24 protein-coding genes are annotated in these 24,395 nt (G+C 64.2%); 8 read left to right on the forward strand and 16 right to left on the reverse strand.

All coding sequences use genetic code 11. The features are described 5' to 3' along the window. Positions 1 to 93: 93 nt before the first annotated feature. The gene (locus NLM33_RS07165; RefSeq protein ID WP_254095405.1) at positions 94 to 1,041 is read right to left on the reverse strand and encodes a tetratricopeptide repeat protein; all 948 of its coding nucleotides are present in this window, start codon (positions 1,039 to 1,041) and stop codon (positions 94 to 96) included. A gap of 205 nt (positions 1,042 to 1,246) precedes the next feature. On the opposite strand from NLM33_RS07165, the gene NLM33_RS07170 reads away from it, so the two are divergent. Next, positions 1,247 to 1,522, forward strand: coding sequence for a GNAT family N-acetyltransferase (locus NLM33_RS07170; protein ID WP_254095406.1), 276 nt, complete (start codon positions 1,247 to 1,249; stop codon positions 1,520 to 1,522). 78 nt (positions 1,523 to 1,600) lie between these two features. Here the strand turns inward: NLM33_RS07170 and NLM33_RS07175 are convergent, their stop codons facing one another. Next, positions 1,601 to 2,026: a DUF3597 domain-containing protein gene (locus NLM33_RS07175; RefSeq protein WP_254095407.1), complete on the reverse strand. Its 426-nt coding sequence runs from the start codon at positions 2,024 to 2,026 to the stop codon at positions 1,601 to 1,603. Positions 2,027 to 2,367: 341 nt separating this feature from the next. On the opposite strand from NLM33_RS07175, the gene NLM33_RS07180 reads away from it, so the two are divergent. Further along, the gene (locus NLM33_RS07180) at positions 2,368 to 3,270 is read left to right on the forward strand and encodes a DUF2189 domain-containing protein (protein ID WP_254095408.1); all 903 of its coding nucleotides are present in this window, start codon (positions 2,368 to 2,370) and stop codon (positions 3,268 to 3,270) included. A gap of 180 nt (positions 3,271 to 3,450) precedes the next feature. Continuing rightward, complete coding sequence (locus NLM33_RS07185) at positions 3,451 to 4,275, forward strand: lytic murein transglycosylase (RefSeq protein ID WP_254095409.1); 825 nt, start codon at positions 3,451 to 3,453, stop codon at positions 4,273 to 4,275. A 60-nt stretch (positions 4,276 to 4,335) separates the two neighbouring features. Here NLM33_RS07185 and NLM33_RS07190 read toward each other — a convergent pair whose 3' ends face one another. Next, positions 4,336 to 4,596: a hypothetical protein gene (locus NLM33_RS07190; protein WP_254095410.1), complete on the reverse strand. Its 261-nt coding sequence runs from the start codon at positions 4,594 to 4,596 to the stop codon at positions 4,336 to 4,338. Between the two features lie 739 nt (positions 4,597 to 5,335). Between NLM33_RS07190 and NLM33_RS07195 the strand changes: the two genes are divergently transcribed. The 3 genes from NLM33_RS07195 (at position 5,336) to NLM33_RS07205 (ending at position 8,154) form a co-directional block, all read left to right on the forward strand. Continuing rightward, on the forward strand, positions 5,336 to 5,488 hold the full coding sequence (locus tag NLM33_RS07195) for a DUF1127 domain-containing protein (RefSeq protein ID WP_254095411.1): 153 nt from the start codon (positions 5,336 to 5,338) through the stop codon (positions 5,486 to 5,488). Between the two features lie 124 nt (positions 5,489 to 5,612). Then, positions 5,613 to 7,052, forward strand: coding sequence for a methylenetetrahydrofolate--tRNA-(uracil(54)-C(5))-methyltransferase (FADH(2)-oxidizing) TrmFO (gene trmFO / locus NLM33_RS07200; RefSeq protein ID WP_254095412.1), 1,440 nt, complete (start codon positions 5,613 to 5,615; stop codon positions 7,050 to 7,052). A 7-nt stretch (positions 7,053 to 7,059) separates the two neighbouring features. After that, positions 7,060 to 8,154, forward strand: coding sequence for a serine/threonine protein kinase (locus tag NLM33_RS07205; protein ID WP_254095413.1), 1,095 nt, complete (start codon positions 7,060 to 7,062; stop codon positions 8,152 to 8,154). Between the two features lie 7 nt (positions 8,155 to 8,161). On the opposite strand, the gene NLM33_RS07210 is transcribed toward NLM33_RS07205, so the two are convergent. The 6 genes from NLM33_RS07210 to yajC are packed head-to-tail and all read right to left on the reverse strand — an operon-like array spanning position 8,162 to position 13,801. Beyond that, positions 8,162 to 9,427 carry a threonine ammonia-lyase gene (locus NLM33_RS07210; RefSeq protein WP_254095414.1) on the reverse strand — a complete coding sequence of 422 codons (1,266 nt, stop codon included), beginning with the start codon at positions 9,425 to 9,427 and terminating at the stop codon, positions 8,162 to 8,164. Between the two features lie 45 nt (positions 9,428 to 9,472). Beyond that, a complete protein-coding gene (locus tag NLM33_RS07215) occupies positions 9,473 to 10,333 on the reverse strand; it encodes a phytoene/squalene synthase family protein (protein WP_254095415.1) in 861 nt (286 codons plus the stop codon). Then, positions 10,330 to 10,713, reverse strand: a complete 384-nt coding sequence (locus tag NLM33_RS07220; RefSeq protein WP_254095416.1) for an Mth938-like domain-containing protein — start codon at positions 10,711 to 10,713, stop codon at positions 10,330 to 10,332. The genes NLM33_RS07215 and NLM33_RS07220 overlap by 4 nt, the downstream gene beginning before the upstream one ends. Positions 10,714 to 10,772: 59 nt before the next feature. Further along, positions 10,773 to 11,792: a protein translocase subunit SecF gene (gene secF / locus NLM33_RS07225; RefSeq protein WP_254095417.1), complete on the reverse strand. Its 1,020-nt coding sequence runs from the start codon at positions 11,790 to 11,792 to the stop codon at positions 10,773 to 10,775. Between the two features lie 10 nt (positions 11,793 to 11,802). Then, positions 11,803 to 13,401 carry a protein translocase subunit SecD gene (gene secD / locus NLM33_RS07230; RefSeq protein ID WP_254095418.1) on the reverse strand — a complete coding sequence of 533 codons (1,599 nt, stop codon included), beginning with the start codon at positions 13,399 to 13,401 and terminating at the stop codon, positions 11,803 to 11,805. A gap of 46 nt (positions 13,402 to 13,447) precedes the next feature. Continuing rightward, positions 13,448 to 13,801, reverse strand: a complete 354-nt coding sequence (gene yajC / locus NLM33_RS07235; protein WP_254095419.1) for a preprotein translocase subunit YajC — start codon at positions 13,799 to 13,801, stop codon at positions 13,448 to 13,450. A 182-nt stretch (positions 13,802 to 13,983) separates the two neighbouring features. Here yajC and NLM33_RS07240 point away from each other — a divergent pair, with 182 nt between their 5' ends. Then, the gene (locus tag NLM33_RS07240; protein WP_254095420.1) at positions 13,984 to 14,955 is read left to right on the forward strand and encodes an ATP-binding protein; all 972 of its coding nucleotides are present in this window, start codon (positions 13,984 to 13,986) and stop codon (positions 14,953 to 14,955) included. 236 nt (positions 14,956 to 15,191) lie between these two features. Here the strand turns inward: NLM33_RS07240 and NLM33_RS07245 are convergent, their stop codons facing one another. The 4 genes from NLM33_RS07245 to NLM33_RS07260 form a co-directional block, all read right to left on the reverse strand. After that, on the reverse strand, positions 15,192 to 16,868 hold the full coding sequence (locus NLM33_RS07245) for an arylsulfatase (protein WP_254105680.1): 1,677 nt from the start codon (positions 16,866 to 16,868) through the stop codon (positions 15,192 to 15,194). Between the two features lie 105 nt (positions 16,869 to 16,973). Beyond that, a complete protein-coding gene (locus NLM33_RS07250; RefSeq protein WP_254095421.1) occupies positions 16,974 to 17,969 on the reverse strand; it encodes a formylglycine-generating enzyme family protein in 996 nt (331 codons plus the stop codon). A 632-nt stretch (positions 17,970 to 18,601) separates the two neighbouring features. Next, positions 18,602 to 20,002: a LysM peptidoglycan-binding domain-containing M23 family metallopeptidase gene (locus NLM33_RS07255; RefSeq protein ID WP_254095422.1), complete on the reverse strand. Its 1,401-nt coding sequence runs from the start codon at positions 20,000 to 20,002 to the stop codon at positions 18,602 to 18,604. Between the two features lie 110 nt (positions 20,003 to 20,112). Beyond that, on the reverse strand, positions 20,113 to 20,763 hold the full coding sequence (locus NLM33_RS07260; RefSeq protein WP_254095423.1) for a protein-L-isoaspartate(D-aspartate) O-methyltransferase: 651 nt from the start codon (positions 20,761 to 20,763) through the stop codon (positions 20,113 to 20,115). A gap of 251 nt (positions 20,764 to 21,014) precedes the next feature. On the opposite strand from NLM33_RS07260, the gene NLM33_RS07265 reads away from it, so the two are divergent. Beyond that, positions 21,015 to 21,374: a response regulator gene (locus tag NLM33_RS07265; protein WP_027527365.1), complete on the forward strand. Its 360-nt coding sequence runs from the start codon at positions 21,015 to 21,017 to the stop codon at positions 21,372 to 21,374. Between the two features lie 191 nt (positions 21,375 to 21,565). Here the strand turns inward: NLM33_RS07265 and surE are convergent, their stop codons facing one another. The 3 genes from surE to serS form a co-directional block, all read right to left on the reverse strand. Next, complete coding sequence (gene surE / locus NLM33_RS07270; protein ID WP_254095424.1) at positions 21,566 to 22,333, reverse strand: 5'/3'-nucleotidase SurE; 768 nt, start codon at positions 22,331 to 22,333, stop codon at positions 21,566 to 21,568. A gap of 117 nt (positions 22,334 to 22,450) precedes the next feature. After that, positions 22,451 to 22,828, reverse strand: coding sequence for a hypothetical protein (locus NLM33_RS07275; RefSeq protein ID WP_254095425.1), 378 nt, complete (start codon positions 22,826 to 22,828; stop codon positions 22,451 to 22,453). 82 nt (positions 22,829 to 22,910) lie between these two features. Then, positions 22,911 to 24,242: a serine--tRNA ligase gene (gene serS / locus NLM33_RS07280; RefSeq protein WP_254095426.1), complete on the reverse strand. Its 1,332-nt coding sequence runs from the start codon at positions 24,240 to 24,242 to the stop codon at positions 22,911 to 22,913. Positions 24,243 to 24,395 lie beyond the last annotated feature (153 nt).

Here is a 24,395-nt window from a genome sequence, read left to right on the forward strand (position 1 = left end):
CTGTGGGGTCATGAGCAGTAATGCTCTGACTGATCGTAAGATGTCCGCTTGACCATCAGAAAGCTGACGTCTGCGCCCTTATGAATACACGCCCTACAGCGCGCCCAGCTTCTGCAGCGCCTCGCGCGCGGTGGGCAGGTCCGGTCGCAACTCCAGCGCCTTGCGGAAGTCGGCGATCGCGCCCGGCTTGTCGCCGAGCCGCATCCTGGCCTGGCCGCGGTTGTTCCAGGAGAACGCATCCGTGGGATCGTATTGCAGCGCCTTGTCGTAGTTGGCAATGCCGCCTCTGTTGTCACCCTGAAAGAGCCGGATCAAGCCGCGATTGCGCCAGCCGCGCGCGTCGGTCGGCGCCAGGCGGATCGCCTCGCCATAGTCGGCGGCGGCGCGGTCGAGCTGCTCGCTATCGCGGTAGACGTTGCCGCGGTCGATATAGGCGAGCAGATCGGGCGCAAGCTTGATGCGGGTGGTGTAGTCGGCGAGCGCATGCGCCATGTCGCGCTTGCGATGGAAGGCCAGGCCGCGGTTGCTGTAAGCCCTGGCATAGTTGGAATTGAGCCTGATCGCGGCGTCATAGTCACCGATCGCGCCGTCGAGGTCGCCCTTGTTGTAGCGGGACTCGCCGCGATTGTTGTAGGCAATCACAAACGACGGATCGAGCTTGATCGCCTGCTCATAGTCGGCGATGGCGCGGTCGAAATCGTGTTTGAAGGCATAGACTCGGCCGCGATTGTTGAAGGCGCAGGCGGAGGTCGCATCGATCCTGATGGCCTCGTCGAGATCGCTGAGCGCGGCATCGAGCTCGCGCTTCTCGGTCAGGCCATTGCCGCGGTTGCAATAGGCGGCGGCAAGCTTGCCGCCGGTCTCGCTCCTGGCGTCGATCACCGCCGAGCAGGCCTTGACGCGGTCGTCCAGCGTGCTCGTGGTCCCGATGCAGACGTCCCAGGCCTGCGCCGCCGCCTTGCCGTCCGCAGCCGATGCCGGCGCAGCCCGGGCAAGCGTCAGCATAGCCAGCGAAGCCACAAGACCGATCGAGACACGCATGTGACGGATATCTCCCCTGCAACGATGCCCCTTGGTCGCGCCTTGGCAGAAGCGGGTTCACACGCCTAAAGCGCGATGAAATTGGGATGAATCGTCGTCGCGCTTTAGGTTGTTGTTTGAGCATGATCTTTTCGGAAAACCGCTTCACACTTTTCCGGATCATGCTTTAGATCAGGGCTTGCAACGACCCGTGGGAAGGATTGGCATGTCGGCATCGGTACGCGACAACAAGGACGAAAGCCGCTTCGAGCTCGATGTCGGCCGGGAGCTCGCCTTCGCCAATTACCGGCTGACGCCATCGGCGGTGATCATCACCCACACCGAAACGCCGCGCGCGCTGCGCGGCCGCGGCATCGCATCCGAGCTGGTGAAGGGCGCACTGGAATTGATCCGGCGCGATGGCAGGAAGGTGGTCGCCGGCTGCGGCTTCGTCGTCGACTATCTCGACAAGCACCCGGAATATGCGGACCTCGTCGCGTAAGGCAAAACACTAAGAAGTCGAGACACAAAAAAAGGCCCGCGATCTCGCGGGCCTTTTTCGCGTCGACGGCGTTTGCCGTCAGTGCTTGATCTCCGGCGGCAGCTTGCCGCCATTGGCGGCGAGCTTGGACATCACCTGCTTGTGCAGCCAGACGTTCATGGTGGCGGAATCGTTGGTGTCGCCGGTATAGCCGAGCTCCTTGGCGAGATCCTTGCGCGCAGCAAGGCTGGAGTCGATGTCGAGCGCCTTCATGAGGTCGACGATCGAGGTGCGCCATTCCAGCTTCTCGCCCTTGTGCGCGGCGACCGCCTTGTCGACGATCGCAGCCACGTCCACGGTCTGCGCAGGAGCGGCGGATGGCGCAGCGGAAGGTGCGGCCGACGGCGCCGAGGCTGAAGGAGCGGAGCCTGCCGGCGCTCCGCTGGAGGTCGCCCCGCCGGCCGGCGCAGCCGCGGCAGGATGGCTGCCGAAGATCGCGCTGACGATTTTACCGAAAATGCTCATGTCTGCTCCCCGAAAAGGATCCGTTGGAAGGGCCTGTGAGGTGCCAAACCCATAGACCAAGTTTCTGTGTCGCCTCCGCTGGTCGAGCGGACGCACGTCACAGCATCAGCTTATCTGCGGCGAAATGACGACCGAATGACATATTTGCGGTTGCACTGCGACATCGAATTTTACCCAGGCGTGAGGGACAGCTCCCGCGAACGGGAGTACGGTTTCATTTCAGTTCGCGATCCCCGCCGGTCTTCGCGTCTGGTCTGGAATCGCGATTATCTGGGAAATTGCGGCCGCTTGCGCCGTTTGCCGGCGCGGCATTCGGCCGCGCGGCAAGGGAGCAAGCGACCATGGCCACACTCTACCACGGCAATGTCCCCGGTATGGCCCAGCCTGCTGATGCGGCTGGACCAGTCATCCGAACCATCCAACTGTCCGATTTGCATGACGCGCTCAAGCGCGGCTGGGAGGATTTCAAGGAGGTGCCGAGCCACGCCGTCATCCTCTGCGTCATTTATCCGGTGCTCGGCCTCGTGCTCGCCCGCGTGGCGATGGGCTATTCGGTGATACCGCTGCTGTTTCCGCTGGCGGCCGGCTTCGCCCTGATCGGCCCGTTCGCGGCGCTCGGCCTCTATGAACTCAGCAGCCGGCGCGAACGCGGCGAGGACGCCAGCGCCTGGGACGCCCTGGACGTGCTGCGCTCGCCCTCCTTCGGCGCCATGCTCGGGCTCGGCACGCTCCTGCTCGCACTGTTCGTGACCTGGGTCGCGACCGCGCAGGCGATCTACGTGGCGGCGTTCGGCTATGAAGGCGTCACCGGCATTTCCGACTTCCTCAAGCACGTGCTGACGACGCCGCAAGGCTGGTGGCTGATCGTGGTCGGCTGCGGCGTCGGCTTCCTGTTCGCGCTGGCCGCGCTCTGCATCAGCGTCATCTCGTTCCCGTTGATGCTCGACCGGCACGCCACCGCCGGCGACGCCATGGTGACCTCGCTGCGCGCCGTGGCGAAGAACCCGGTGCCGATGGCGGCCTGGGGCGTGATCGTCGCGGCGCTGCTGGCGCTCGGAACCATTCCGGCGTTCCTCGGCCTCGCCGTCGTCATCCCCCTGCTCGGCCACGCCACCTGGCATCTCTATCGCAAGGTGATCGTGTCCGATCCCAATGCACGGCATGATGCTCCGCCGCCGCGCCCGCGCAAGCCGGCTGCTGATTTTCCCGCCAACCTGTTCCCCTGGCGGAATCGGTCGGAGTAAAACGGAATCACGTTGCCGCGAGTCCGCCGGTTGATCGCTTGCGGACTCGCCCAATATCGTTCCTTTAACCCTGCGCGGACTTGAGCAGACGCCACCGGCCCATGGGCCTTGTTTTAGCCGCGGTTGGAACCGACATTCCGCGCCGCCGGTCATGCCACTTCACGGAATCGATTTATTCGAATGACCCCGACGATCTCTCGTCTCGCCCTCGCAGCCTTCGCCCTCACCGCCTCGATTGCCTCAGCCGGGCCCACGCTCGCCGCAGTCGCCTGCGGTTCTGGCAATTTCGATGCCTGGGTTACCGACTTCAAGACCGAAGCCGCCGCCAAGGGCATCTCGCAGCAGGCGATCACGGCCGGCCTTGCCGGGGTCACGCTCGATCAAAGCGTGCTGTCGCGCGACCGTTCCCAAAAAGTCTTCAGCCAGAGTTTTGAGGAGTTTTCCGGCCGCATGGTGCCGCCGCGCATGCAGCGCGGCTCCAACATGATGAAGCAGTACGGCTCGGTGCTGTCGCGGATTGAGCAGACCTATGGCGTGCCCGGCGAGGTGCTGGTCGCGATCTGGGGACTGGAGACCGATTTCGGCGTCAACACCGGCAAGTTTCCGACGCTGCGCTCGCTCGCGACGCTTGCCTATGACTGCCGGCGCGCCGAGCAGTTTCGCGGCGAGCTGATGGATGCGCTGCGCATCGTTCAGCGCGGCGATCTCGCGCCGAACGAGATGAAGGGCGCCTGGGCCGGCGAGCTCGGCCAGACCCAGTTCATGCCGTCATCCTGGATGAAATATGCCGTCGATTTCGACGGCAATGGCCGGCGCGACCTCCTGCACAGCGCGCCCGACGTGCTCGCCTCGACCGCGAATTATCTTGCGAACTACGGCTGGCAGCGCGGCAAGGACTGGGAGCCCGGCGGCCCCAACTTCGGGGTGCTCCAGCAATGGAACAAGAGCGAGGTCTACGCCAAGACGGTCGCCCATTTCGCAACCCAGCTCGCGCGCGCTCCCTAGGACGTTTCAAAAGAACAGGGGCCGATCGCGTCGCGACCGGCCCTCCTTGTTCCCTGGCGTTTACTTGCCCGCGGCGGCGTGCATCGCCTTGTTGAGGTGGGCGCCGCACACACCCATCTTGCCGTTCAACAGCGCGTCCTGAGCCGCAGCGATCTCCTTCTGCGCGGTGAACTTGCCGTCACCGTCGGACATGTTCTCGATCGCGGTCTCGGTCTGCTCGAGATTGGTCGCGCTGCATCCGCCCATCTTCTTCGCGGCCTGCGCGGGGGCGACGGCGAATGCGACGGCGGCAATTGCGATGACCCCTAGTAACGTCTTCATTGTTACCTTCCTTCTCTTATTGTTGCGCAGCCCGACATCATTGCCGGAATCTGCGGATGGGATTGTTCGTCGACCGCCGCAAGTTTTGAGAATGAATTCCCCGCGAGAAATGCGTGATGTTGCGCGGCGCGCAGAGCCTCATGCGAAATTTCTGATTTTCATTACGGTTTTGTAATTCAGCCCTTGCACGTTCGGCGTGTGTGCACCGCAGCGAGAGGCCGGAAGACGCGGTCGAGTCGCGCAGACCGTGATTGGGCTTAGTGACCAAGTCGAAGCAGGAATCGACGCCGGTTCCGGGTCGAAGAGACGAAGAGATTGAGCGGGTTGACCCACAAGAACCCGACAGCAGCCTTCAGGCCACAGCCTCAGATGACAAAACAGTGAACTAAAACTCAGTTCTATGAACCGCTACTGCATGCGATTCGCGCATACGAGGGATAGGGTACGAATTCCGCCTGGCGGCTTGCGGCGCGCGTTTTGCGACATATTTTCGCAACGGATGGAACGACAATAAATGTCATAAATCCGTGATTTCACGGGACTTTATTGCACTCTCAGGTCCATCCGGCCTAGCTCTTGGACAGGACGGCCAATCCGTTAATCGTTCCTTACCTGCGCTATGCGCTCTCCGCTTAGCTGCATCGCAACATCGGAACTTCCGCAGTGCAGCAGCTCCATCTATATTCATTTCAACGATGACGCCCAGGTCAAGGGCTGAATCGAACTACAGGAGACTACCATGCTGCTCTCGTTCATCCGTATGATCCAGGCGTTCCGGGACTATCAGCGCAATGTCGCTGAACTCTCGCAGCTCAGCGATCGCGAGCTTTCCGACATCGGCCTCGACCGTTCGGACATCCCGCGCGTTGCCGCCGGCGCCTACAAGGGCTGATTGGCCCTTTACCGGACCGGACCAACCGATAGCGCCCGCCTCGTGCGGGCGTTGTCGTTTCTGGGGTGAGAAACGCCATCACGGCGATTCCACTCGACACTGAAAAGCGCTACCTGTCGCGCCCATGACAGGATCCCACTCCAAGACCAGTTCCAAGACCGTACACATCATCGGTGCGGGCCTCGCCGGCTCCGAAGCCGCCTGGCAGGTCGCCAGATCGGGCGTATCCGTGGTGCTGCACGAGATGCGGCCGAGCCGCATGACCGAGGCCCACCGCACCGACGGGCTCGCCGAGCTCGTCTGCTCGAACTCGTTCCGCTCCGACGATGCCGCCAACAACGCCGTCGGCCTCCTGCACGCCGAAATGCGCCGCCTCGGCTCGCTGATCATGCGCGCGGCGGATGCCAACCAGGTGCCCGCAGGCGGCGCGCTGGCCGTCGACCGTGACGGCTTTTCCGCGGCCGTCACCAAGGCGCTGAACGAGCATCCCCTGATCGAGATCGCCCGCGGCGAGGTCGGCGGCCTGCCGCCGGCCGACTGGGACAATGTGATCGTCGCGACCGGCCCCCTCACCTCCGCACCGTTGGCGGACGCGATCCGCGAGCTGACGGATGAAAACGCGCTCGCCTTCTTCGACGCGATCGCACCGATCGTGCACCGCGACTCCATCGACATGTCGGTGGCCTGGTTCCAGTCGCGCTATGACAAGGTCGGCCCCGGCGGCAATGGCGCCGACTACATCAACTGCCCGATGACGAAGGAGCAGTATGACGGCTTCGTCGCCGCGCTGATCGCCGGCGAGAAGACCGAGTTCAAGGAGTGGGAGACCAACACGCCCTATTTCGACGGCTGCCTGCCGATCGAGGTGATGGCCGAGCGCGGGCCCGAGACGTTGCGTCATGGGCCGATGAAGCCGGTCGGGCTGACCAATCCGAACGATCCGACGACCAAGTCTTACGCGATCGTGCAGCTCCGCCAGGACAACAAGCTCGGCACGCTCTACAACATCGTCGGTTTCCAGACGAAATTGAAGTACGGCGAGCAGCAGCGCATCTTCCGCAGTATTCCGGGGCTGGAGAACGCCGAATTCGCGCGCCTCGGCGGCCTGCATCGCAACACCTTCCTCAACTCGCCAAAGCTGCTCGACGGCCAGCTCCGCCTGCGCGCGCAGCCGCGGCTGCGCTTTGCAGGGCAGATGACGGGCTGCGAGGGCTATGTGGAATCGGCCAGCGTCGGCCTGATCGCCGGCCTCTATGCGGCGGCCGATGCCCGCGGCGAGCAACTCACGAGCCCGCCGGCGACGACCGCATTGGGCTCTCTGCTCGGCCACATCACCGGCGGTCATATCGAAACCATCGAGCCGGGCACGCGCTCGTTCCAGCCGATGAACATCAATTTCGGCCTGTTCCCGCCGCTTGCGACCGTGCCGACCAAAAAGCCCGACGGCACGCGGCTGCGCGGCAACGAGAAGACGGTCGCCAAGAAGCAGGCGCTGAGCGCGCGGGCGCTTGCCGATCTCGATCGCTGGATCGCCGATCACCAAAACATCGCCGCAGCGGCGTGAGCCTGTCATGAGCCTACCCAAAGAAGACGCCGCGGTGCTCGCGGCGCGCTGGACCGAGGGCGTGCTCCTGAAGCGCGACGTGTTCTCGACTGTCGAGCGCGGCCGTTTCAGGAGTGAGCGCGGCGAGGTCGATGCGGTGCTGCGCCGGCTCGACGAGGTGCCGTGGTGGTCGTTCGCGCTGGCGCGCCATCTGTTCGCGCGGGAGAAACACGCGCTGGCCCTGGCAAAGGGCCTGAACGTCGGTCCCGAGCTGCTCTGGGCCGGCCGCCGCGCGCTGGTCCGTGGCTTCGTCGACGGCGTCGCGCTGCATCTGGCCAAGCCGCATGGCAACGTCGCCTATTTCCGTTCCGCCAAGGACGCGCTGCGCCGGCTGCGTCGCGCCGGCATCTGCCACAACGACCTTGCGAAAGAGCAGAACTGGCTGGTCGGCCGCGACGGCCGCGCCTACGTGACCGACTTCCAGCTCGCCGCCTGCTTTAACCGTCGCGGCCGGCTGTATCGCATTCTCGCCTACGAGGACCTCCGGCATCTGCTGAAGCACAAGCGCTCCTATGCGCCCGAGGCGCTGACGCCCAGGGAGCGCAAGATCCTCGCGAAGAAATCTTTTGCCGCGAGCCTTTGGCTCGCCACCGGCAAGAAGGTCTATCGCGCGATCACCCGCGGTCTCTTCAATTTCACCGACCGCGAGGGCGGTGGCCGCAGGCTCGTCAACGACGCGCCTGTGCTCATCGACCTGATCCGCAAGAATCCGGCCGTGCGCGATACCGCCATCGTCGCCTTCGCCGACCGCCGCTCCGGCGTCGGGCTCTACGCCTTCGTCGAAGCGGACCAGTCGGCGCTCGAAAGCCAGCTTCGCAACGAGCTCTCGGCGGCGAAGGGACCGAAGCCGCCCGAGCATATCCAGGTCGTGCATGCGCTGCCGCGTGACGCGGCCGGCAAGCCGCGAACCGAGATCCTGCAGCTCGTGGCGATGAACCAGCTCGATCTCATCGAGCCCATGATGAAGAGCGATCAGGACCGCGCGTTCCTGAAGGACATTCTGGAACAGCGCAAGAACCTGCGCGACAGGTTCAATTTCGAGGCGGATTTGCCGACGAGCTAGCTGCGGCTCACGTGCAGCGCGCGCTCAGGCCGGATGCACCGAGCTTCGCCATGACTTCGTCGAGATGCGCGGCATCGCGCGTCTCGATGACGAGCTGAAGCAGCGTCGCCTTGGCCGGCAGGTCGGAGAATGTCCGCTGGTGCGAGACTTCGATGATGTTGGCGCCGGCCTCCGCCAGCAGCGCCGCCACGGCGGCGAGCTGGCCCGGCCGGTCGGGGATATCGAGCGACAATTGCGTCAAGCGCCCCTCGCGGGCAAGCTCGCGGGTCAGCACCGAGGCGATCAACCGCGTGTCGATATTGCCGCCGCTCAGGACAAGCCCGACCTTCTGGCCGGCAAAGCGCGAGGGATCGCTCATGATCGCAGCCAGCCCGGCGGCGCCCGCGCCCTCCACCACGGTCTTCTCGATCGAGATCAGGGTGGCAACGGCGCGTTCGAGTTCAGCCTCGTTCACGAGCGCAATGTCGTCGACGAGGCGGCGGACGATCTCGGTCGTGATCTTGCCCGGCGACTTCACCGCAATGCCTTCGGCCAGCGTGTCGCCGCGCGCGGGCAGGTTGCCGTCATGGATGGCGTTGTACATCGAGGGATAGAGCCAGGCCTCGACGCCGAGAATTCGTAAGCTCGGCTTGAGCGCTTTCGCCGCAATGGCGATGCCGCTGATCAGGCCGCCGCCGCCGATCGGAACGACCAGGGTATCCAGCTCCGGCACAGCCTTGAGCATCTCGAGCCCGACCGTGCCCTGCCCGGCGATGACGAGCGGATCGTCATAGGGATGGACGAAGATCATGCCGCGCGCCTCGCCGTGCGTGCGCGCGAATGCGGCAGCCTCCTCCAGGGTCGCTCCGGTGACGATCACATCGGCGCCGTGATGCCTCGTGTTCTCGATCTTCACCATCGGCGTGCCGATCGGCATCACGATGGTCGCGGGGATGCCGAGGCGCTTGGCGTGATAGGCAACGCCCTGCGCGTGGTTGCCGGCCGACATCGCGATGACGCCGCGCTGCCGCTCCTCCACCGAGAGCGCGGTCAAACGATTCAGGGCCCCGCGCTCCTTGAACGACGAGGTGAACTGGAGATTTTCGAATTTGAGCCAGAGATCGCAGCCGCAGATCGCGCTCAGCGTCCGGCTGTAATTGCAGGGCGTCTCGACGATGGCGCCGCGGACCAGGTCCGCAGCCGCGCGCACGTCGGCGAGCGTGACCGGAAGGCCGCTCAAATCGACCGCTGGATCCAGCGTGCGTTGCGAGGTGGTGTCGAGTGCTTCGGCCATAGGGCAATATAGGGCATTTGGCCTGCTACCGCGATACGGGAGCCGCTATTTGGTAAATTGCGGCGACCGCGACGCCCGCCAGAGCGTCCACAGGGTTCCTAGCCGCGACGGCGGCTGCGGCAAGAAGGGGTTGCGATCCGCGCGGGACAGGCGCGCCAGCTCGCGGCGCGCCACCGCGAGCGGCAGGAACGCAAGCCTGGCCGGCGGCGGTATCTCCGCCAGCAGCGCGGTCGCCGTCGCGATATGCTCTCGCGCCTCGCTGGCGAGCTCATCCAGCGCCGCGCGCAGCGCCGCCGTTTCCTTGGCGGCAAACACCTCCTCGAGGGTGCTGCCATGGCCTTCCAGGAGTTGCTGCGGCACGAAGAGCTGGCGATGCGCGGCATCGCGCGGCAGGCTGGCGATCACCTGCACCACGCCCTGGGCGAGACCGGCGTGACGGGCGAGATGATCGATCGCCTCCGACGGCCGCGCGCAGATCCGCGCAGCAAGCGACAACAGCGCCGAGCACGTTTCGGCCAGATACCCCTCCAGCGCGGCCATGGTCGGCATCGGGTCATTGTAGAGGTCGAACTGGTGCTCCTCGAGGAGCCGCGACAACGGCTCGATCGGAAGATCGTAGTCGCGGATCGCGATCAGGAGCTCGGCGGCGACGGGATTTCCCTCGGCGCTGCCATGGACATGACCGGCCAGCATGTCGGTCCACCATTGCAGGCGGATTTCGCCGGGCAGCGGCTGGGTCACCTGATCGCGGACACGGACGATCTCGGCATTGAAGGCATAGAGTGCGAGCAGTGCGCGGCGCTCATTGGCGGGCACGAACAAGGTCGCGGCGTAGCGCGCGAAATCGTGGGTGCGCACGAGATCGGCGCAGAAGGCAGCGTCGGCAGCCGGTGCGCCGCCGCTCATGGCACCGCAATCAGGGCCGCGGCGACCCGCCGCCGCTCGCCGATCATGATGTTGTAGGTGCGCACGGCTGGTCCGGTCTGCATCGTGTCCAGCACCACCCTCACCGCCTTCAGCGCCTGGCGCAGCTCCGGCGGCGGCAGCCAGACCCCGCTTCCGGTACCGACCAGCAGCGTATCGATGCTGTTGGCGGCGGCGAAAACCTTATCCAGCGAATAGCGGTCGATCTTGGCGGGATCGGTCACATCCCAGGCCCAGATCGCGTCGGGCAGGCACAGCAGCGAGCCGCGATGCGACATGCCGGCAAAGGCGAAGCCGCCCTTGCCATAGGCGTCGATCGGCGCCGAGCGCGGGAAATGTGGAGCGTTGGGATCGCCGGCCATGGGATTCGTCCGAATGGGCTACTGCCCTCGCAAACTCCTGCGAGGGCACGCGGTTCGGATCATGGCCGATTTTTCTTGGCCGGCGTAGCCGTATCCACGGCATCCTCGCGATGCTCGCCGACGCCGAGATAGATCAGGATTGGGGCCGCGATGAAGATCGAGGTGTAGGTGCCGACCAGCACGACGCCGAACATCATCACCGCGGTGAAGCTGTGGATGGCGTGGCCGCCGAACAGCAGCAGCGCGAGCAAGGCCAGCGTCACCGTAAAGTGGGTGATGATCGAGCGCGACAGCGTCGAGTTGATGGACTCGTTGAGGAGCTGCGGCATCGGCATCTTCTTGTAGCGCCGGAGCATTTCGCGGATACGGTCGTAGATGACGACGGTGTCGTTGAGCGAGTAGCCGAGAATCGTCAAAAGCGCCGCGATGCTGGTCAGGTCGAAATCGACCTGGCTGATCGACATGAAGCCGATCGTCAGCACGATGTCGTGCACGTTGGCGATCATGGCGCCGAGCGCGAACTGCCATTCGAAACGGAACCAGAGATAGATCAGGATCGACACGATCGCGAGCATCAGGCCGAGCATGCCGTAGGCGAGCAGCTCGCCGGAGACGCGCGGACCAACCACCTCGACGCGGCGGTACTCGACGGTATCACCGAGCGCGCCGCGCACCTTCTGCACCGCTTCCTGCTGGGCGGCATCGCCGCCCGGCTGCTCCGCGACCCGGATCAGGACGTTCTCGGGGCCGCCGAACTGCTGCAACTGGACTTCACCGAGACTCAGGGCGTCGAGCGCGGTGCGCATCGCCGCGATGTCGGCGGTGCCGGATTTGGCCTGCACTTCCAGCAGCGTGCCGCCGCGGAAGTCGATGCCGAAATTGAGGCCGTGGGTAAAGAACAGCGTGATCGCGACGATCGACAGCGCCGCCGAGATCGGGAAGCTGATGCGGCGGAAGCGCGTGAAGTCGAAATGCGTATTGTCCGGGACGATGCGCAGCGACGGCAGCAGGCCAAGGGCCGCGACCACGGTGAGGATGGCAATAAGGACGCCAAGCCCGATGAGAACGTAGTGAGTCACAATCAGGCTCCTAGATCGGCACGCTCTGCGGCCGCTTCCACCGCACCCACCAGGCCACGATCAGCCGGGTCAGCGTGAAGGCGGTGAACACCGTGGTGATGATGCCGATGCCAAGCGTCACGGCGAAGCCGCGCACCGGACCGGTACCGATATAGAACAGCACGGCAGCAGCAATGAAGGTCGTGATGTTGGAATCGAGGATGGTCGCAAGCGCCCGCTTGAAGCCGGCGTCGATCGCCGAGATCGCGTTGCGGCCGCCGCGCAGCTCCTCGCGGATGCGCTCGTAGATCAGCACGTTGGAGTCGACCGCGATGCCGACGGTGAGCACGATGCCGGCGATGCCGGGCAGCGTCAGCGTGGCGTTGAGCAGCGACAACAGGCCGAAGATCATCGCGACGTTGATCGCCACCGCGATGTTGGCGAACAGGCCGAACAACCGGTAGGTGAGCAGCATGAACACGATGACCATGATCGAGCCGACATAGGCCGCCAGCTCGCCCTTCTCGATCGAGTCCTGGCCGAGGCCCGGACCGACGGTGCGTTCCTCGATCACGGTCAAGGGCGCCGGCAGCGCGCCGGCGCGCAAGAGGATCGCGAGGTCGTTCGCCGACTGCACGGTGAAGCTGCCGGAGATCTGGCCCTGGCCGCCCGTGATCGGCTCGCGAATGACCGGCGCCGAGATCACCTCATTGTCGAGCACGATCGCAAACGGCAGGCCGACATTCTCCTGCGTGGCCTGCGCGAACTTGCGCGCGCCCGACGTATTGAACTTGAAATTGACGACCGGCTCGCCGGTGCGCTGATCGAAGCCCGGCTGCGCGTCGGTGAGGTCGCCGCCGGAGACCAGCACCTGCTTCTTCACGACATAGGGCACCTTGGGAGAGCTCGCGCTCATCAGGAGCTCGGATTCGGGCGGCAGGCTGCCCTTCTGCGCCTGGTCGGGCGGCACCGAGGCGTCGACCATGCGGAATTCCATCTTCGCGGTCTTGCCGAGCAGCTCCTTCAGGCGGGTCGGATCCTGCAGGCCCGGCACCTGGACAAGGATGCGGTCGGTGCCCTGCCGCTGGATCACCGGCTCGACGGTGCCGAGCTGGTTGACGCGGCGTTCGACGATCTGGATCGACTGCTCGATGGTCTGGCGCACGCGCTCGGTGATCGCGGCCTGCGGCACGGTCAGGCGAATCAGCCCGCCGCCGGCATCACTGACCTCCAGGCTGCGCTGGCCGTTGGAGCCGAGTAGGCCGCCGAGCGGCTGCGAAAGGTCGCGCAGCTTGGGCAGCGCGTTCTGAAGGTCGGTGTCCTTGACGCGGACCTCGACTGCATCACCCTTGGACGACAGCCCGGTGTAGCCGATCTTGGCCTCACGCAGCACGCGGCGGACGTCGTCGCGGACCTGGTCAAGCTTCTCCTTCTTGACGTAGTTGGAGTCGACTTCGAGCAGCAGATAGGAGCCGCCCTGAAGGTCGAGGCCGAGCACGAGCCGGCGCTGCGCCCAGGCGGGCCAGGTCTTGACCTGCGCTTCCGGGAAGAAGTTCGGGACCGCGCAGAGGCACACGATCAGCGCCGTCAGGATGATCCCCAGCGCCCTCCACCGCGTGAAATACAACATCGAGTGAACCTGTCAGATCAGGAGAATACGAGGCTCGAGCGAGCGATCAGCTCGCCGAGTCGTCCTTGGCGCTGTCCTTGGCCGGCTCGCCCTTGGCGCGCACGCCGGAGATCATCTGGCGCATCTGCCGCACCCGCACGCCGTCGGAAATCTCGAACTCGATCTGGTCGTCGTCGACGACCTTGGTGACCTTGCCGACGAGGCCCCCCGAGGTCACGACCGTGTCGCCGCGGCGGATGTTCTTCACGAGGTCGGCATGATCCTTCACCTTCTTCTGCTGCGGCCGCAGAATCAGGAAGTACATGATCACGAAGATCAGGGCGAACGGCAGCAGCGACATCAACATGCTGTTGGTGTCGCCGGCGCCCGCGGCCTGGGCATACGCAGGGGTAATGAACATTCGGACGATCCTCGTGAACGGGAGAAAGCCGGCATGGCCCGCTCGGGGCAGCCGGGTCGGTCAAATTTCGCGCGGACTATAGCGGCAGCGGTCCCAATTGCAACGCTGCCAGACTGACGATTTGGCCCACCTTGCGGGCGGCGCCCAGGCCCGATAAGGCTGCATTCTCAGGAACTTCGGACATGCCCAAAAAACCAAGCAAAACCGCCGCCGGGAAGGCCATCAAGACCCCTGCCCGAAAGCCCACCCGCCTCGCGGCAAAACGACCCACGGCTGAAGCCCCCGACCTCGCGCAGGACCGCATCGTGCGTGCGCTGGAGACCATTGCCGCGCACCTTGCGACCCAGCGGCCAGCGTCCGCCGCACCCTTCTCGTTCGAGCGTGCCGACGCCTTCGTCTGGCATCCGGACGGCCGCCTCTCGGCGGTGCCACGGGTCAGCCGCGTCGACCTTTTCCTGCTCAAGGGCATCGACCGGATGCGCGACATCCTGATCGAGAACACCGAGCGCTTCGCAAACGCCCTTCCCGCCAACAACGCCCTGCTCTGGGGCGCGCGCGGCATGGGCAAGTCGTCGCTGGTCAAGGCCGCGCATGCGAGCATCAATGCGGAGCGCAAGCCGGCCGACAAGTTGAAGCTGATCGAGATTCATCGCGAGGACATCGAGACGCTGCCCGCGCTGATGGAGCAATTGCGCGGCTCGTCCTTCCGCTTCATCGTGTTCTGCGACGATCTCTCCTTCGACGGCAATGATGCGTCGTACAAATCGCTGAAGGCCGTGCTCGAAGGCGGCATCGAGGGCCGGCCCGACAACGTGATCCTCTACGCCACCTCCAACCGCCGTCATTTGCTCGCGCGCGACATGATCGAGAACGAGCGCTCCACCGCGATCAACCCGGGTGAAGCGGTCGAGGAGAAGGTCTCGCTGTCGGACCGGTTCGGCCTGTGGCTGGGCTTCCACCGTTGCAGCCAGGACGAATATCTCGCCATGGTGCGCGGCTATTGCGGCCATTTCGGCATCAAGGTCGACGACGAGGCGCTGGAGCGCGAGGCGCTGGAATGGTCGACCACGCGCGGCTCACGCTCCGGCCGCGTCGCCTGGCAGTTCGTGCAGGAGCTTGCCGGACGGCTGGGCGTGAAGCTGACGGCGAAGTAGCGGTCGGATCGCAACCCACTTTCAGCTGTCTTTCCCCGAAGGCGGGGAATCAAGGGCGCGTGCGCGTTACATTTGCTGCGGACCCGATCGACGATCGAGTTCAGTCGGCGCAACGGTGCTTTCAGGCGCGGCGGGCGCGATCGCAAAGGTCAGCCAGGTATTCCAGCCCGAGTTGGATTCTGAGCGCGGTGGATTGGCGGGTGCCGAAGTGACGCCCGCCAATTCATACTGATCCATTAGTCGCTACGTCCGGCAGTCTTGGCCTGCCTGACCTGCTGTATCACCTGTTCGAGGTTGTAGCTCGCCGGGTCCTGAAGCGGCGGGTACGCGATATAGCTCTCGAGTTCCTTCAGCCAGAGCGCCTGGCCGATGGGCAGCATGTTCCAGTCATAGACGTAGGCTGTAGAGGGGGATCCGATTACGCCACCCAGGCCCATGAGTGTCTTAAATTGTGAACCGATCGAGGTCTCGAATGGGTCTCGCTTGATATTGACGACCTGGGCCCAGTGATAGGGAAGCGCTCCGGAAATAAAGCCCTCTGGGGCGTCGGAGACCATCGTGAAGTAGATCTTCCAGTTCTTGTAGCGGACCGCCGACGGATCCTTGCCCGAATAGTAGAAGAAGGTATCGCGCGCCGACTTTTCCGAACGGCCGGAAAGATATTCGGTCTGATCGACGCCATCGAGCGTGGTCTTCACGATGCCGGGATATTGGCCGGCCTCGATGCGCTTCTTCAACGCGTCTCCCTTTGCACCGCCTCCGATGTTGACAAACGTGGGCAGCCAGTCGAGTGACGCGAAGATGTCATTCTTGATGGTGCCGGGCTTGATGACCCCCGGCCAGCGAACCAGCAGCGGAGCGCGCATGCCTCCTTCCCAGGTGCTCAGCTTGCCGCCCTTGAACGGAGTGGTGCCGCCGTCAGGAAAGCTGATGGTTTCGGCGCCGTTGTCGGTCGTGAACACGACGATCGTGTTGTCGAGCTGGCCCATGTCCTCCAGCTTCTTCAGCACATAGCCGACGTTGTCATCCAGCTGCTTCATGCCGGCCTCGTTGAGGCCCCAATCCTTGCCGCCCTGCTCACCGATCATGGCCGCGTACTTGTCATTCAATACGGTCGTGATGTGCATGCGTGCAGGATTGTACCAGACAAAGAAAGGCTTGCCCGTCGTCTTCGGATCGTTGCGATCGAGGAAGTCGATGACCTTGGACGAGATTTCCTCGTCGACTCCCTTCGACCGCTCAAGCGTCAGCGGGCCCTCGTCCCTGCATGTCGTGTTCTTGCCAGTGCCGTCGGAGGACTTGCACGCCAGGATGTTGCGCGGTGGCGTCAGGCAAACCGCCGTTTTTGGATCGACCGCGCCAGCGACCTCCGGCACTCCCGGAATCGGCGTATTCTTGCATGGCGGGGCAACCGTCTGCTGGGTGGGGGACTTGTTGATGTCCGGGAAGCTCACGCCCTGCATCGCGTCGAGGTGATACAAATAGCCCCAGTATTCCTGGAATCCGTGCGCGGTCGGCAGCGCGTCGGTGTGATCGCCGAGATGGTTCTTGCCGAACTCGCCGGTGTTGTAGCCGAGATCAAGCAGGAACCTAGCGAGCGCCGGGGTGCCGGGCCGCAGATAGGACGGGCTGCCCGGAAGTTGCGGAGGAATCATGCCGGTGCGCAGCGGATGCATGCCGGTGAAGAAGGCGTTGCGGCCAGCGGTGCAGCTCTGCTCGGCATAGTAGTGCGTGAATATAGCGCCTTCATTGCCGATGCGATCGATGTTGGGCGTCTCGCCGACCATCAGGCCGCGATGGTAGATGCTCGGCTGGTAGAGGCCGATGTCGTCACCCATGATGAAGAGGATATTGGGCTTCTGTGGCGGTTGCTGTGCGGTTGCAGGCGTGCTGGCCGGCCCGGACAGCGACATCAACATCGTCGCGCCAAGCAACGAGGCACAGGACCGCTTGTGCAAACCAGGCGTCATGCGTTGCTTGTCGGGCAATATGGAACTCAACATGGTTACGCCTCCTGTCTATGATGCGTCGGAGGCTCCTCGCCTGACGCACCGAAAGCCGAGATGACTCGTGGAAGTATCGACTGGCTCCGCATGCCGCGCAGCCGGCCGGTAGCGTCGGCAGTAGTTCGGCGCGCACAAATGCGAGCCGCCTTTGATGACCTTGCGTGGAATCTTGACGTTGGTCGTTCTTGGGTCGTAGCTATCGACTTCGCGGCCGCCGCGCGGATTCTCGGGAATGCAGCAGGCCTTTGGAGCGTCAGCTTCGTGCCGAGGCGAATACCAGTCTGACGTCCATTCCCAGACGTTGCCGATCATATCGTGCAGCCCGTATCCGTTCGGCGGAAATGCGGTGACCGGCGATGTCCGTTCGAATCCGTCGTCCCTGGTGTTTTGGCGCGGAAATTCGCCCTGCCAGGTGTTGGCCATGTGACGGCCCTCGGGCACAAATTCATCTCCCCATGCGAACTCGGCGCCGTCCAGGCCGCCGCGCGCCGCAAATTCCCATTCCGCTTCGGTCGGCAAATCCTTGCCAGCCCATTTTGCGTAGGCAACCACATCACTGAAGGCCACATGCACGACGGGATGATCGTCCAGCCCACGGATATCGCTGCCCGGCCCGTTGGGATGCCGCCAGTCCGCGCCTTTGGCGAAGGTCCACCACTGGCTGAAGTCCCGGAGATTGACCGGATAGGCGGGCGGCGAGAACAACAGGGAGCCCGCATAGACCATGTGCGGGAGCATTCCGGGATAGTCCTTTGGATCGGGCGTGATCTCGGCAACGGTGACGTGGCCGGTAGCCTTGGCGAACGCCTTGAATTGCCGGTTCGTCACTGGATGGCAATCCATCCAGAACGCATCCACCGTGACGCGGTGGACCGGCGCTTCCTCCGGATAGTGCCGATCCGAACCCATGCGAAACGTGCCGCCCGGCACGTACAGCATCCCCTCACCTGCTGGATGCTGGAACGATTGTCCGTAATCACGCGACGATTTCGTATCAGCCAGTTTCATGCCGACCTCCGGACCCGTGCGTCATTGGCCTGCGCTGCTACGGACACGGAACGCCAGACTTCCCAGTTGATCTAGATCAATGGGGCCTGGTCGGGTCATTCACGATCGCGCTGGATCGCCAGCAAGCCCTGCCATGTCCGCTGCCCTTCGAAACCGAAGCAGATTCAGAACATTAGGACATCGCACCGGCAACCATCGGCTACTTTGCATGAGTTGTTTTTCGATAATTTTGATTGTCCGATCACAAAAGCCTCAGGCCGAACCCGATCTCATTCCTATTAGCGGCCCCGCGACCAACGCGATCCAGGCTCCGACACCGGAACCTCGAATCGTACGCGACGAACTCAGCGATTTTGATGGATCGGGATTCAGCGAGCTTGCCGGAAAGAAGGAGCAAGCACAAACATTCCGCCGGAGCGAAATCGCATGAACACGATCTGCCTCCGGCATTCCGTCACATTTTTGTTAATCAGAATTCGGCTTGTGCTGATCTACACCACGGTCCACGGCAGCTTCTCGGCTTAGCGACTGCTAGATACTGGATCGTCCGCCCAAGTGCGCAATTGCGCACAAGGCGGACGATGACAGCGTGTTTGTGGTGGTTGCGTGCCCTACTTCGGGAAGCGTTCGCCTCACGCCCCGTTCAGGAATTGAAGCGGGTCAACCGGGTTTGATCCTTTGCGGATCTCGAAGTGGAGCTGCGGCGACGCCACCTCCCCGGATTGCCCCGACTTGGCAATAACCTGGCCGCGCTTGATGGAATCGCCGCGCTTCACCAACAGCTCACTCGCATGGGCATATGCGGTGACGTAGCCGTTGGAGTGCCGAACCAGGACCAAATTGCCGTAGCCTTTCAGCTCGTTGCCGGAATAGGCAACGACGCCGTCTTCAGCCGCCTTGACCGGCGTGCCTTCGGGCACCGCGAGATTGATGCCGTCATTGGACTTGCCGTTGGTCTTGGCGCCGTAGCTCGTGATCACCTTGCCGCGGACCGGCCAGCGGAAGGTCGGCAGCGCGCCGGTGGCGTCCGCGGCCTTCGCCGGCGTCTCGGCGGACTTCTCTTCGACGTTGGCGGTGGCTTGCGCCAGCCGCGCGCTCTGCACCGGTGCGGCAGCCGCGACCCTGGTGGCAGGCACGGTTGCGACCGCGGCAGGCTGCTGGACAACGGCGACGGGCGCTGCAGCCACCGCCACTGGGGCGGCCGGCGCGGCAACGGCCGCAGTCTTGCCGACTGGCACGGTCAGCTTGGTGCCGAGCTTGAGCTTGGCGGACGCATCGAGACCATTGGCGCGCGCGAGCTCGGCCACCGGAATATGGTTCTTGCGTGCGATGCTGGCGAGCGTGTCGCCACGATTGACGAAGTGGGTGCTGGGCGGCGCGCTGACGGCCACCATCGGCTTTGCTGCTTGTGCCGCGACCGGCGCTGCGGCAACCGGAGCCATGACCGGCGCAGGCGCTGCGGCGGTTGCCGCCGGATGCGGAATGATGATCTGCTGGCCGGGCGAGAGCGTGCGCGGACCCTTATAGCCGTTGGCGGCAAGGATCGCCTGCGGAGTAACGTGATAGCGCTTGGCGAGCACGTCGAGCGTGTCGCTGGTGCCGACGATGATCTTGGTTCCACCGGCGGGACGGGCCGCGGCAACCGAGCGCGGCGGCACGGTGCCGGTGGCTTCAAGATGCGGCTGGGCCGGCGGCGGCGCATAGGATCCCATGCCACGCCCGCCTCCGGCTACACCCCCGCCTCCTGCGACGGGATAGGTTTGCGGCGCGGCGACTGCCGGCGGCGGCAAAGGCTGAGACTGATAAGCGCCGGGCTGTGTCTGCGGCCGTGCATATTGCGGCAGCTCGCGCTGCGGCGGCGCCTGCTGCACCGTCCCGGTGGCGTCCTGGGAAGCAAAGGGGTTGGAGAAGTTGGATTGCGAAAGCCGCGACGACATATCGGCGCTGCATCCGGCGAAACCGAACGAGATCAGCGCCAGGACCGCGACGTGCGGTACGCGGCGCGAGTAAAGCAACTCGGCAAGAGCGGACATGGTTACTCACTCGTACGCAACTGAACTGGTCTTTTAAGTAAACACGCGCCGAGTAAATAACCGCTTAACCCTCCCAATAAGGTGTTGGCAGCACAGCCGATCCGGAATTTCTACAGCTCGCGGGCCACGCCTGGCAGCGCCGGGACGAAGCGGACATCGACAAGTTCCCTGCGCTCGATCCCCGTCTCCGTGCGGGTCAGCCGGATCAGGGTCTGCACCCCCTGATGGGGGCCGACCGGCGCGATCAGGACGCCCCCGACCTCCAGTCGCGCGATCAGATTGTCCGGGATCTCTTCCATCGCGGCGGTAACGATGATGCGGTCAAAGGGACCGATATTGGGGGGCAGATCGAGACCGTCCCCCAGCATCACCTCCACATTGTGACAGTCGATCTTTTCTAGCCGGGCGCGCGCCGTATCAGCGAGTTTTCGATAGCGCTCGACCGTCAGGACTTGCCCGGCGAGCCGCGACAGCACTGCGGCCTGGTAACCGGAGCCCGTACCGATCTCCAACACGCGATGCCGCTTCTGCAATTGAAGCTGCTCGGTCATGTAGGCGACGACGAAGGGCTGGCTGATGGTCTGCCCGCAGGCGATCGGCAACGCGCTATCGCGGTAGGCATCCTCCCGGTCCGCAGCCTCGACGAACAGATCGCGCGGCACCTCTTCCATGGTGCGCAGCACCGCCTGGTCACTAATGCCGCGACGTCGCAGCGTGAGCTGAAACATCATTTTTTCCGGCGGACGCTGATTGGTGGTCATTGCTAATTTTTCGTCGTGTTTGCATCTCGGCCGGGTCGAACCTGCGGTGCAGTGCGACCTTCGTCGCAGCCGCAGGAATCTTGTTCCGGCTCAGGAACCCATGATAAACTTCTGCCACGGCATCTGACCACACAATCTGCTCTACGCGGAATTGGTCGTGCCGACATTTCCAGATTGGGGTTTGTCCAAACGCTCGTTGCGTCGCATGGCTTTATCTGCGAACGTTTGATGGGAAGGGCAAGGACTGACGGATGACTGCGGGCGGTTCTGTTTTCCTCGTCGAAGACGAGGTCATGATCAGGATGATGGTCGCAGACATGCTCGAAGAGCTTGGCTACAAGGTCGCGGCCGAGGCCGGCGACATTGCCGAAGCGATGCGGCTTGCACAGTCGACTGAATTCGATTTCGCCATCCTCGACGTCAACGTCAACGGCAAGGTGATCTCGCCGGTCGCCGACGTCATCAAGGCCAAGGGCCGGCCGTTCATCTTCGCCACCGGCTACGGCTCGTCCGGCCTGCCCGAGCAGTATCGCGACCGGCCGGCGCTGCAAAAGCCGTTTCAGCTCGACGCGCTCGGCAAGACCATCGAGTCAGCGCTACGCGGCGGCTAGAGCCGATATGGCGTCGGCTATCCCACGTTCCGCGATGATGCACTTATGCCGGTGATTTGCCCGACGCGTCAATAGAATTTCGTAAAATACGAAACCGCCACCAGGTAGCCCTCGGCTACTTTGCATGGGGTTGTTTTCGACCTTTTTGCTGGACGGCCCGCGAAGGCTCCAGGCCAAAGACCCACGCGTCCCTATTTCAGCGTCTCGCCGAGCGCCTGCGAGAAGGCCTCATCCGTGCGGTCGAGCCTGAGTGGCGTGACCGAGATGTAGCGCTCGCGCAGCGCGGCGAGGTCGGTGCCTTCGGCGGGCAGATCCATCATCGCGGTGCGCTCGAAGCCGATCCAGAAATAGGGATTGCCGCGGCCGTCGCGGCGCTCGTCGACCCTGAGGAAGCCGAGATTGCGCTTGCCCTGCCGTGTCACGCGGATACCGAGAACCTCTTCCGGCGCGCAGGACGGGAAATTGACGTTGATCACGGTGTTTCTGGGCACACCGGCGGTGAGCACCTTGCGCACGATGTCGGGACCGAACTTGCGCGCGGTGTCCCACGGCGGACGCTCGCGCGTCTCGACGCTGAATTCCTGCGACAGCGCGAACGACGGCAGGCCCAGAATGGTGCCTTCCAGCGCGCCCGCGATGGTGCCGGAATAGACGACGTCCTCGGCGACGTTGCGGCCCTTGTTGACGCCGGACAGCACGACGTCGGGCATCGTCGCGCCCAGGATATGACGCGCGCCCATGATGACGCAGTCGGTCGGCGTGCCCCTCACCGCGAAGTGGCGCGGACCGACCTCGCGCAGGCGCAAGGGATCGTTCAGCGACAGCGAATGCGAGACGCCGGACTGGTCGAGCTCGGGCGCCACCACCCAGACATCGTCGGACAGGGCGCGCGCGATCTCCTCCACGACCTTGAGTCCGGGCGCGTGGATGCCGTCGTCATTGGTGCAGAGAATACGCATGCGTCAGATCGATTCCTCGGGTGCCGTGAGGAGGTCTTATCCGGCTATGACCGATCAGGCAAACCGGCGAAATTCGGGAGTTTCGGAGCTGTGCTGGAACTTGCCGCAGGTCTTCGCCTAGCGGCGGATGCGCCATTGCGGCAGGAAGCGCGCCAGCCGGCCCTCCGCTCGCAAGGCGAGCACGACCGGAGGGGCAGGTTTCGGCGATGGGGCGACGGGTGCCGGCGCAGGCGGCAGCTCGATGGCCGCTTGCACCGGCGTTCGCGCCGGTTCCGGCGCCTGCGGATAGCGCGTGCGCGCCAGCGTCAAAGCCTTGTCAAAATCCTCGATATTGAGCCCGGGCTTGGCGCGCCGGCTTTGCACGAAATCGTCGTCCCAAAGCCGCGCGATCTCGATGTCGAGCACGCCGCGCAACCGCTGGTCGACCGCCTGGATGCCGAAGCCGGTCACCGCCCATTGTCTGCCGATCCAGAAGATGTCGCGGTGCAGGGCCATGAGCGGTCGCTGGAGAACTCGGAGGGCCGTCAGGATAACCGCCCGTCCGATCTCCGCAACCGTCTATCCCGGCAATGTCGCGCTATTCGCGTGCAATCACCTTGAGCCCGCCCATATAGGGCTGCAGCACGTCGGGGACCGCAATCGAGCCGTCCTCCTGCTGATACGTCTCCATCACGGCAATCAGCGCGCGGCCGAGCGCGGTGCCGGAACCGTTCAGCGTATGCACGAAGCGCGGCTTGCCATCGGGGCCGCGCGAACGCGCGTCCATGCGGCGGGCCTGGAAATCGCCACACACCGAGCAGCTCGAGATCTCGCGGAACGCCCCGCCCTCGCCCTGGCCGGGCATCCAGACCTCGATGTCGTAAGTCTTTTGCGACGAAAAGCCCATATCCCCGGTGCACAGCGTCATCACGCGATAATGCAGGTCGAGCCGCCGCAGCACCTCCTCCGCACAGGCGAGCATTCGCTCGTGCTCGTCCTTGCTCGTCTCCGGCGTCGTGATCGACACCAGCTCGACCTTGGTGAACTGGTGCTGCCGGATCATGCCACGGGTATCGCGCCCTGCCGCCCCCGCCTCCGCGCGAAAACAAGGGGTCAACGCGGTCAGCCGCATCGGAAGTTGTTTCTCATCAAGGATGGATTCGCGGACAAGGTTGGTGAGCGCCACCTCCGCAGTCGGAATGATTCCGAGACGCTCGGTCTGCAGCCGCTCATGGTCGGGCGCGGCGAGCAGCTCGCCCTTGATCGCCCAGAACTGGTCGTCCTCGAATTTCGGCAGCTGTCCGGTGCCGAACATGATCTCGTTGCGCACCAGCAGCGGCGGATTGATCTCGGTATAGCCATGCTCATCCGTGTGCAGATTCAGCATGAACTGGCCGAGCGCGCGTTCGAGCCGGGCGAGCCCCTTCTTCAGCACGACGAAGCGCGCGCCGGAGAGCTTTGCCGCCGTCTCGAAATCCATGTCGCCGAGCGCGGCGCCGAGATCGTCGTGGGGCTTGGGCGCGAATGCGTAGTTGCGTCTGTTGCCGAAGACATGGCGCTGCACGTTGCCGTGCTCGTCGACGCCGTCGGGCACTTCGGCAAGCGGCAGATTGGGGATCGCCGACAGCTCCTTTGCCAGCTCCTCATCGGCGGCCTTGGCGGCCGCTTCGAGCTCCGGCATCGTGGTCTTGAGCTCGGCCACCTCGGCCATCAGCTTGGCCGCGCGCGCCTCGTCCTTCGCCTTCTTGGCCTCGCCGATCTCCTTGGACGCCGCGTTGCGTCGCGCCTGGGCCTGCTCGGAGGCCAGGATCGCCGACCGCCGCTTCTCGTCGATCGCCAGCAGCGACGCCGACATCGGCTTCAACCCACGCCGGGCGAGGCCGGCGTCGAAAGCTTGCGGATTGTCGCGGATCGATTTGATGTCGTGCATGGCTGTGGTCCTGGGGCAGCGTGCAAACAGTCAACATCGAATGTTGAAAGTTTACACTGGCGCTTCCCCTAGCACAGCCGTCATCACCCGCGAAAGCGGGTGATCCAGTATTCCAGAGACGCCAGAGGCTAATAGCGGGGCCGCGGCGCACTT

This window comes from Bradyrhizobium sp. CCGUVB1N3, from assembly GCF_024199925.1.
GTDB lineage: Bacteria > Pseudomonadota > Alphaproteobacteria > Rhizobiales > Xanthobacteraceae > Bradyrhizobium.

What these genes read in the sequence shown, in the direction of transcription:
- NLM33_RS07165 (WP_254095405.1), bottom strand. Translation starts at nt 1,041, where the DNA reads ATGCGTGTCTCGATCGGTCTTGTGGCTTCGCTGGCTATGCTGACGCTT.
- NLM33_RS07170 (WP_254095406.1), top strand. Translation starts at nt 1,247, where the DNA reads ATGTCGGCATCGGTACGCGACAACAAGGACGAAAGCCGCTTCGAGCTC.
- NLM33_RS07175 (WP_254095407.1), bottom strand. Translation starts at nt 2,026, where the DNA reads ATGAGCATTTTCGGTAAAATCGTCAGCGCGATCTTCGGCAGCCATCCT.
- NLM33_RS07180 (WP_254095408.1), top strand. Translation starts at nt 2,368, where the DNA reads ATGGCCACACTCTACCACGGCAATGTCCCCGGTATGGCCCAGCCTGCT.
- NLM33_RS07185 (WP_254095409.1), top strand. Translation starts at nt 3,451, where the DNA reads ATGACCCCGACGATCTCTCGTCTCGCCCTCGCAGCCTTCGCCCTCACC.
- NLM33_RS07190 (WP_254095410.1), bottom strand. Translation starts at nt 4,596, where the DNA reads ATGAAGACGTTACTAGGGGTCATCGCAATTGCCGCCGTCGCATTCGCC.
- NLM33_RS07195 (WP_254095411.1), top strand. Translation starts at nt 5,336, where the DNA reads ATGCTGCTCTCGTTCATCCGTATGATCCAGGCGTTCCGGGACTATCAG.
- trmFO (WP_254095412.1), top strand. Translation starts at nt 5,613, where the DNA reads ATGACAGGATCCCACTCCAAGACCAGTTCCAAGACCGTACACATCATC.
- NLM33_RS07205 (WP_254095413.1), top strand. Translation starts at nt 7,060, where the DNA reads ATGAGCCTACCCAAAGAAGACGCCGCGGTGCTCGCGGCGCGCTGGACC.
- NLM33_RS07210 (WP_254095414.1), bottom strand. Translation starts at nt 9,427, where the DNA reads ATGGCCGAAGCACTCGACACCACCTCGCAACGCACGCTGGATCCAGCG.
- NLM33_RS07215 (WP_254095415.1), bottom strand. Translation starts at nt 10,333, where the DNA reads ATGAGCGGCGGCGCACCGGCTGCCGACGCTGCCTTCTGCGCCGATCTC.
- NLM33_RS07220 (WP_254095416.1), bottom strand. Translation starts at nt 10,713, where the DNA reads ATGGCCGGCGATCCCAACGCTCCACATTTCCCGCGCTCGGCGCCGATC.
- secD (WP_254095418.1), bottom strand. Translation starts at nt 13,401, where the DNA reads ATGTTGTATTTCACGCGGTGGAGGGCGCTGGGGATCATCCTGACGGCG.
- yajC (WP_254095419.1), bottom strand. Translation starts at nt 13,801, where the DNA reads ATGTTCATTACCCCTGCGTATGCCCAGGCCGCGGGCGCCGGCGACACC.
- NLM33_RS07240 (WP_254095420.1), top strand. Translation starts at nt 13,984, where the DNA reads ATGCCCAAAAAACCAAGCAAAACCGCCGCCGGGAAGGCCATCAAGACC.
- NLM33_RS07245 (WP_254105680.1), bottom strand. Translation starts at nt 16,868, where the DNA reads ATGTCGCTGTCCGGGCCGGCCAGCACGCCTGCAACCGCACAGCAACCG.
- NLM33_RS07250 (WP_254095421.1), bottom strand. Translation starts at nt 17,969, where the DNA reads ATGAAACTGGCTGATACGAAATCGTCGCGTGATTACGGACAATCGTTC.
- NLM33_RS07255 (WP_254095422.1), bottom strand. Translation starts at nt 20,002, where the DNA reads ATGTCCGCTCTTGCCGAGTTGCTTTACTCGCGCCGCGTACCGCACGTC.
- NLM33_RS07260 (WP_254095423.1), bottom strand. Translation starts at nt 20,763, where the DNA reads ATGACCACCAATCAGCGTCCGCCGGAAAAAATGATGTTTCAGCTCACG.
- NLM33_RS07265 (WP_027527365.1), top strand. Translation starts at nt 21,015, where the DNA reads ATGACTGCGGGCGGTTCTGTTTTCCTCGTCGAAGACGAGGTCATGATC.
- surE (WP_254095424.1), bottom strand. Translation starts at nt 22,333, where the DNA reads ATGCGTATTCTCTGCACCAATGACGACGGCATCCACGCGCCCGGACTC.
- NLM33_RS07275 (WP_254095425.1), bottom strand. Translation starts at nt 22,828, where the DNA reads ATGGCCCTGCACCGCGACATCTTCTGGATCGGCAGACAATGGGCGGTG.
- serS (WP_254095426.1), bottom strand. Translation starts at nt 24,242, where the DNA reads ATGCACGACATCAAATCGATCCGCGACAATCCGCAAGCTTTCGACGCC.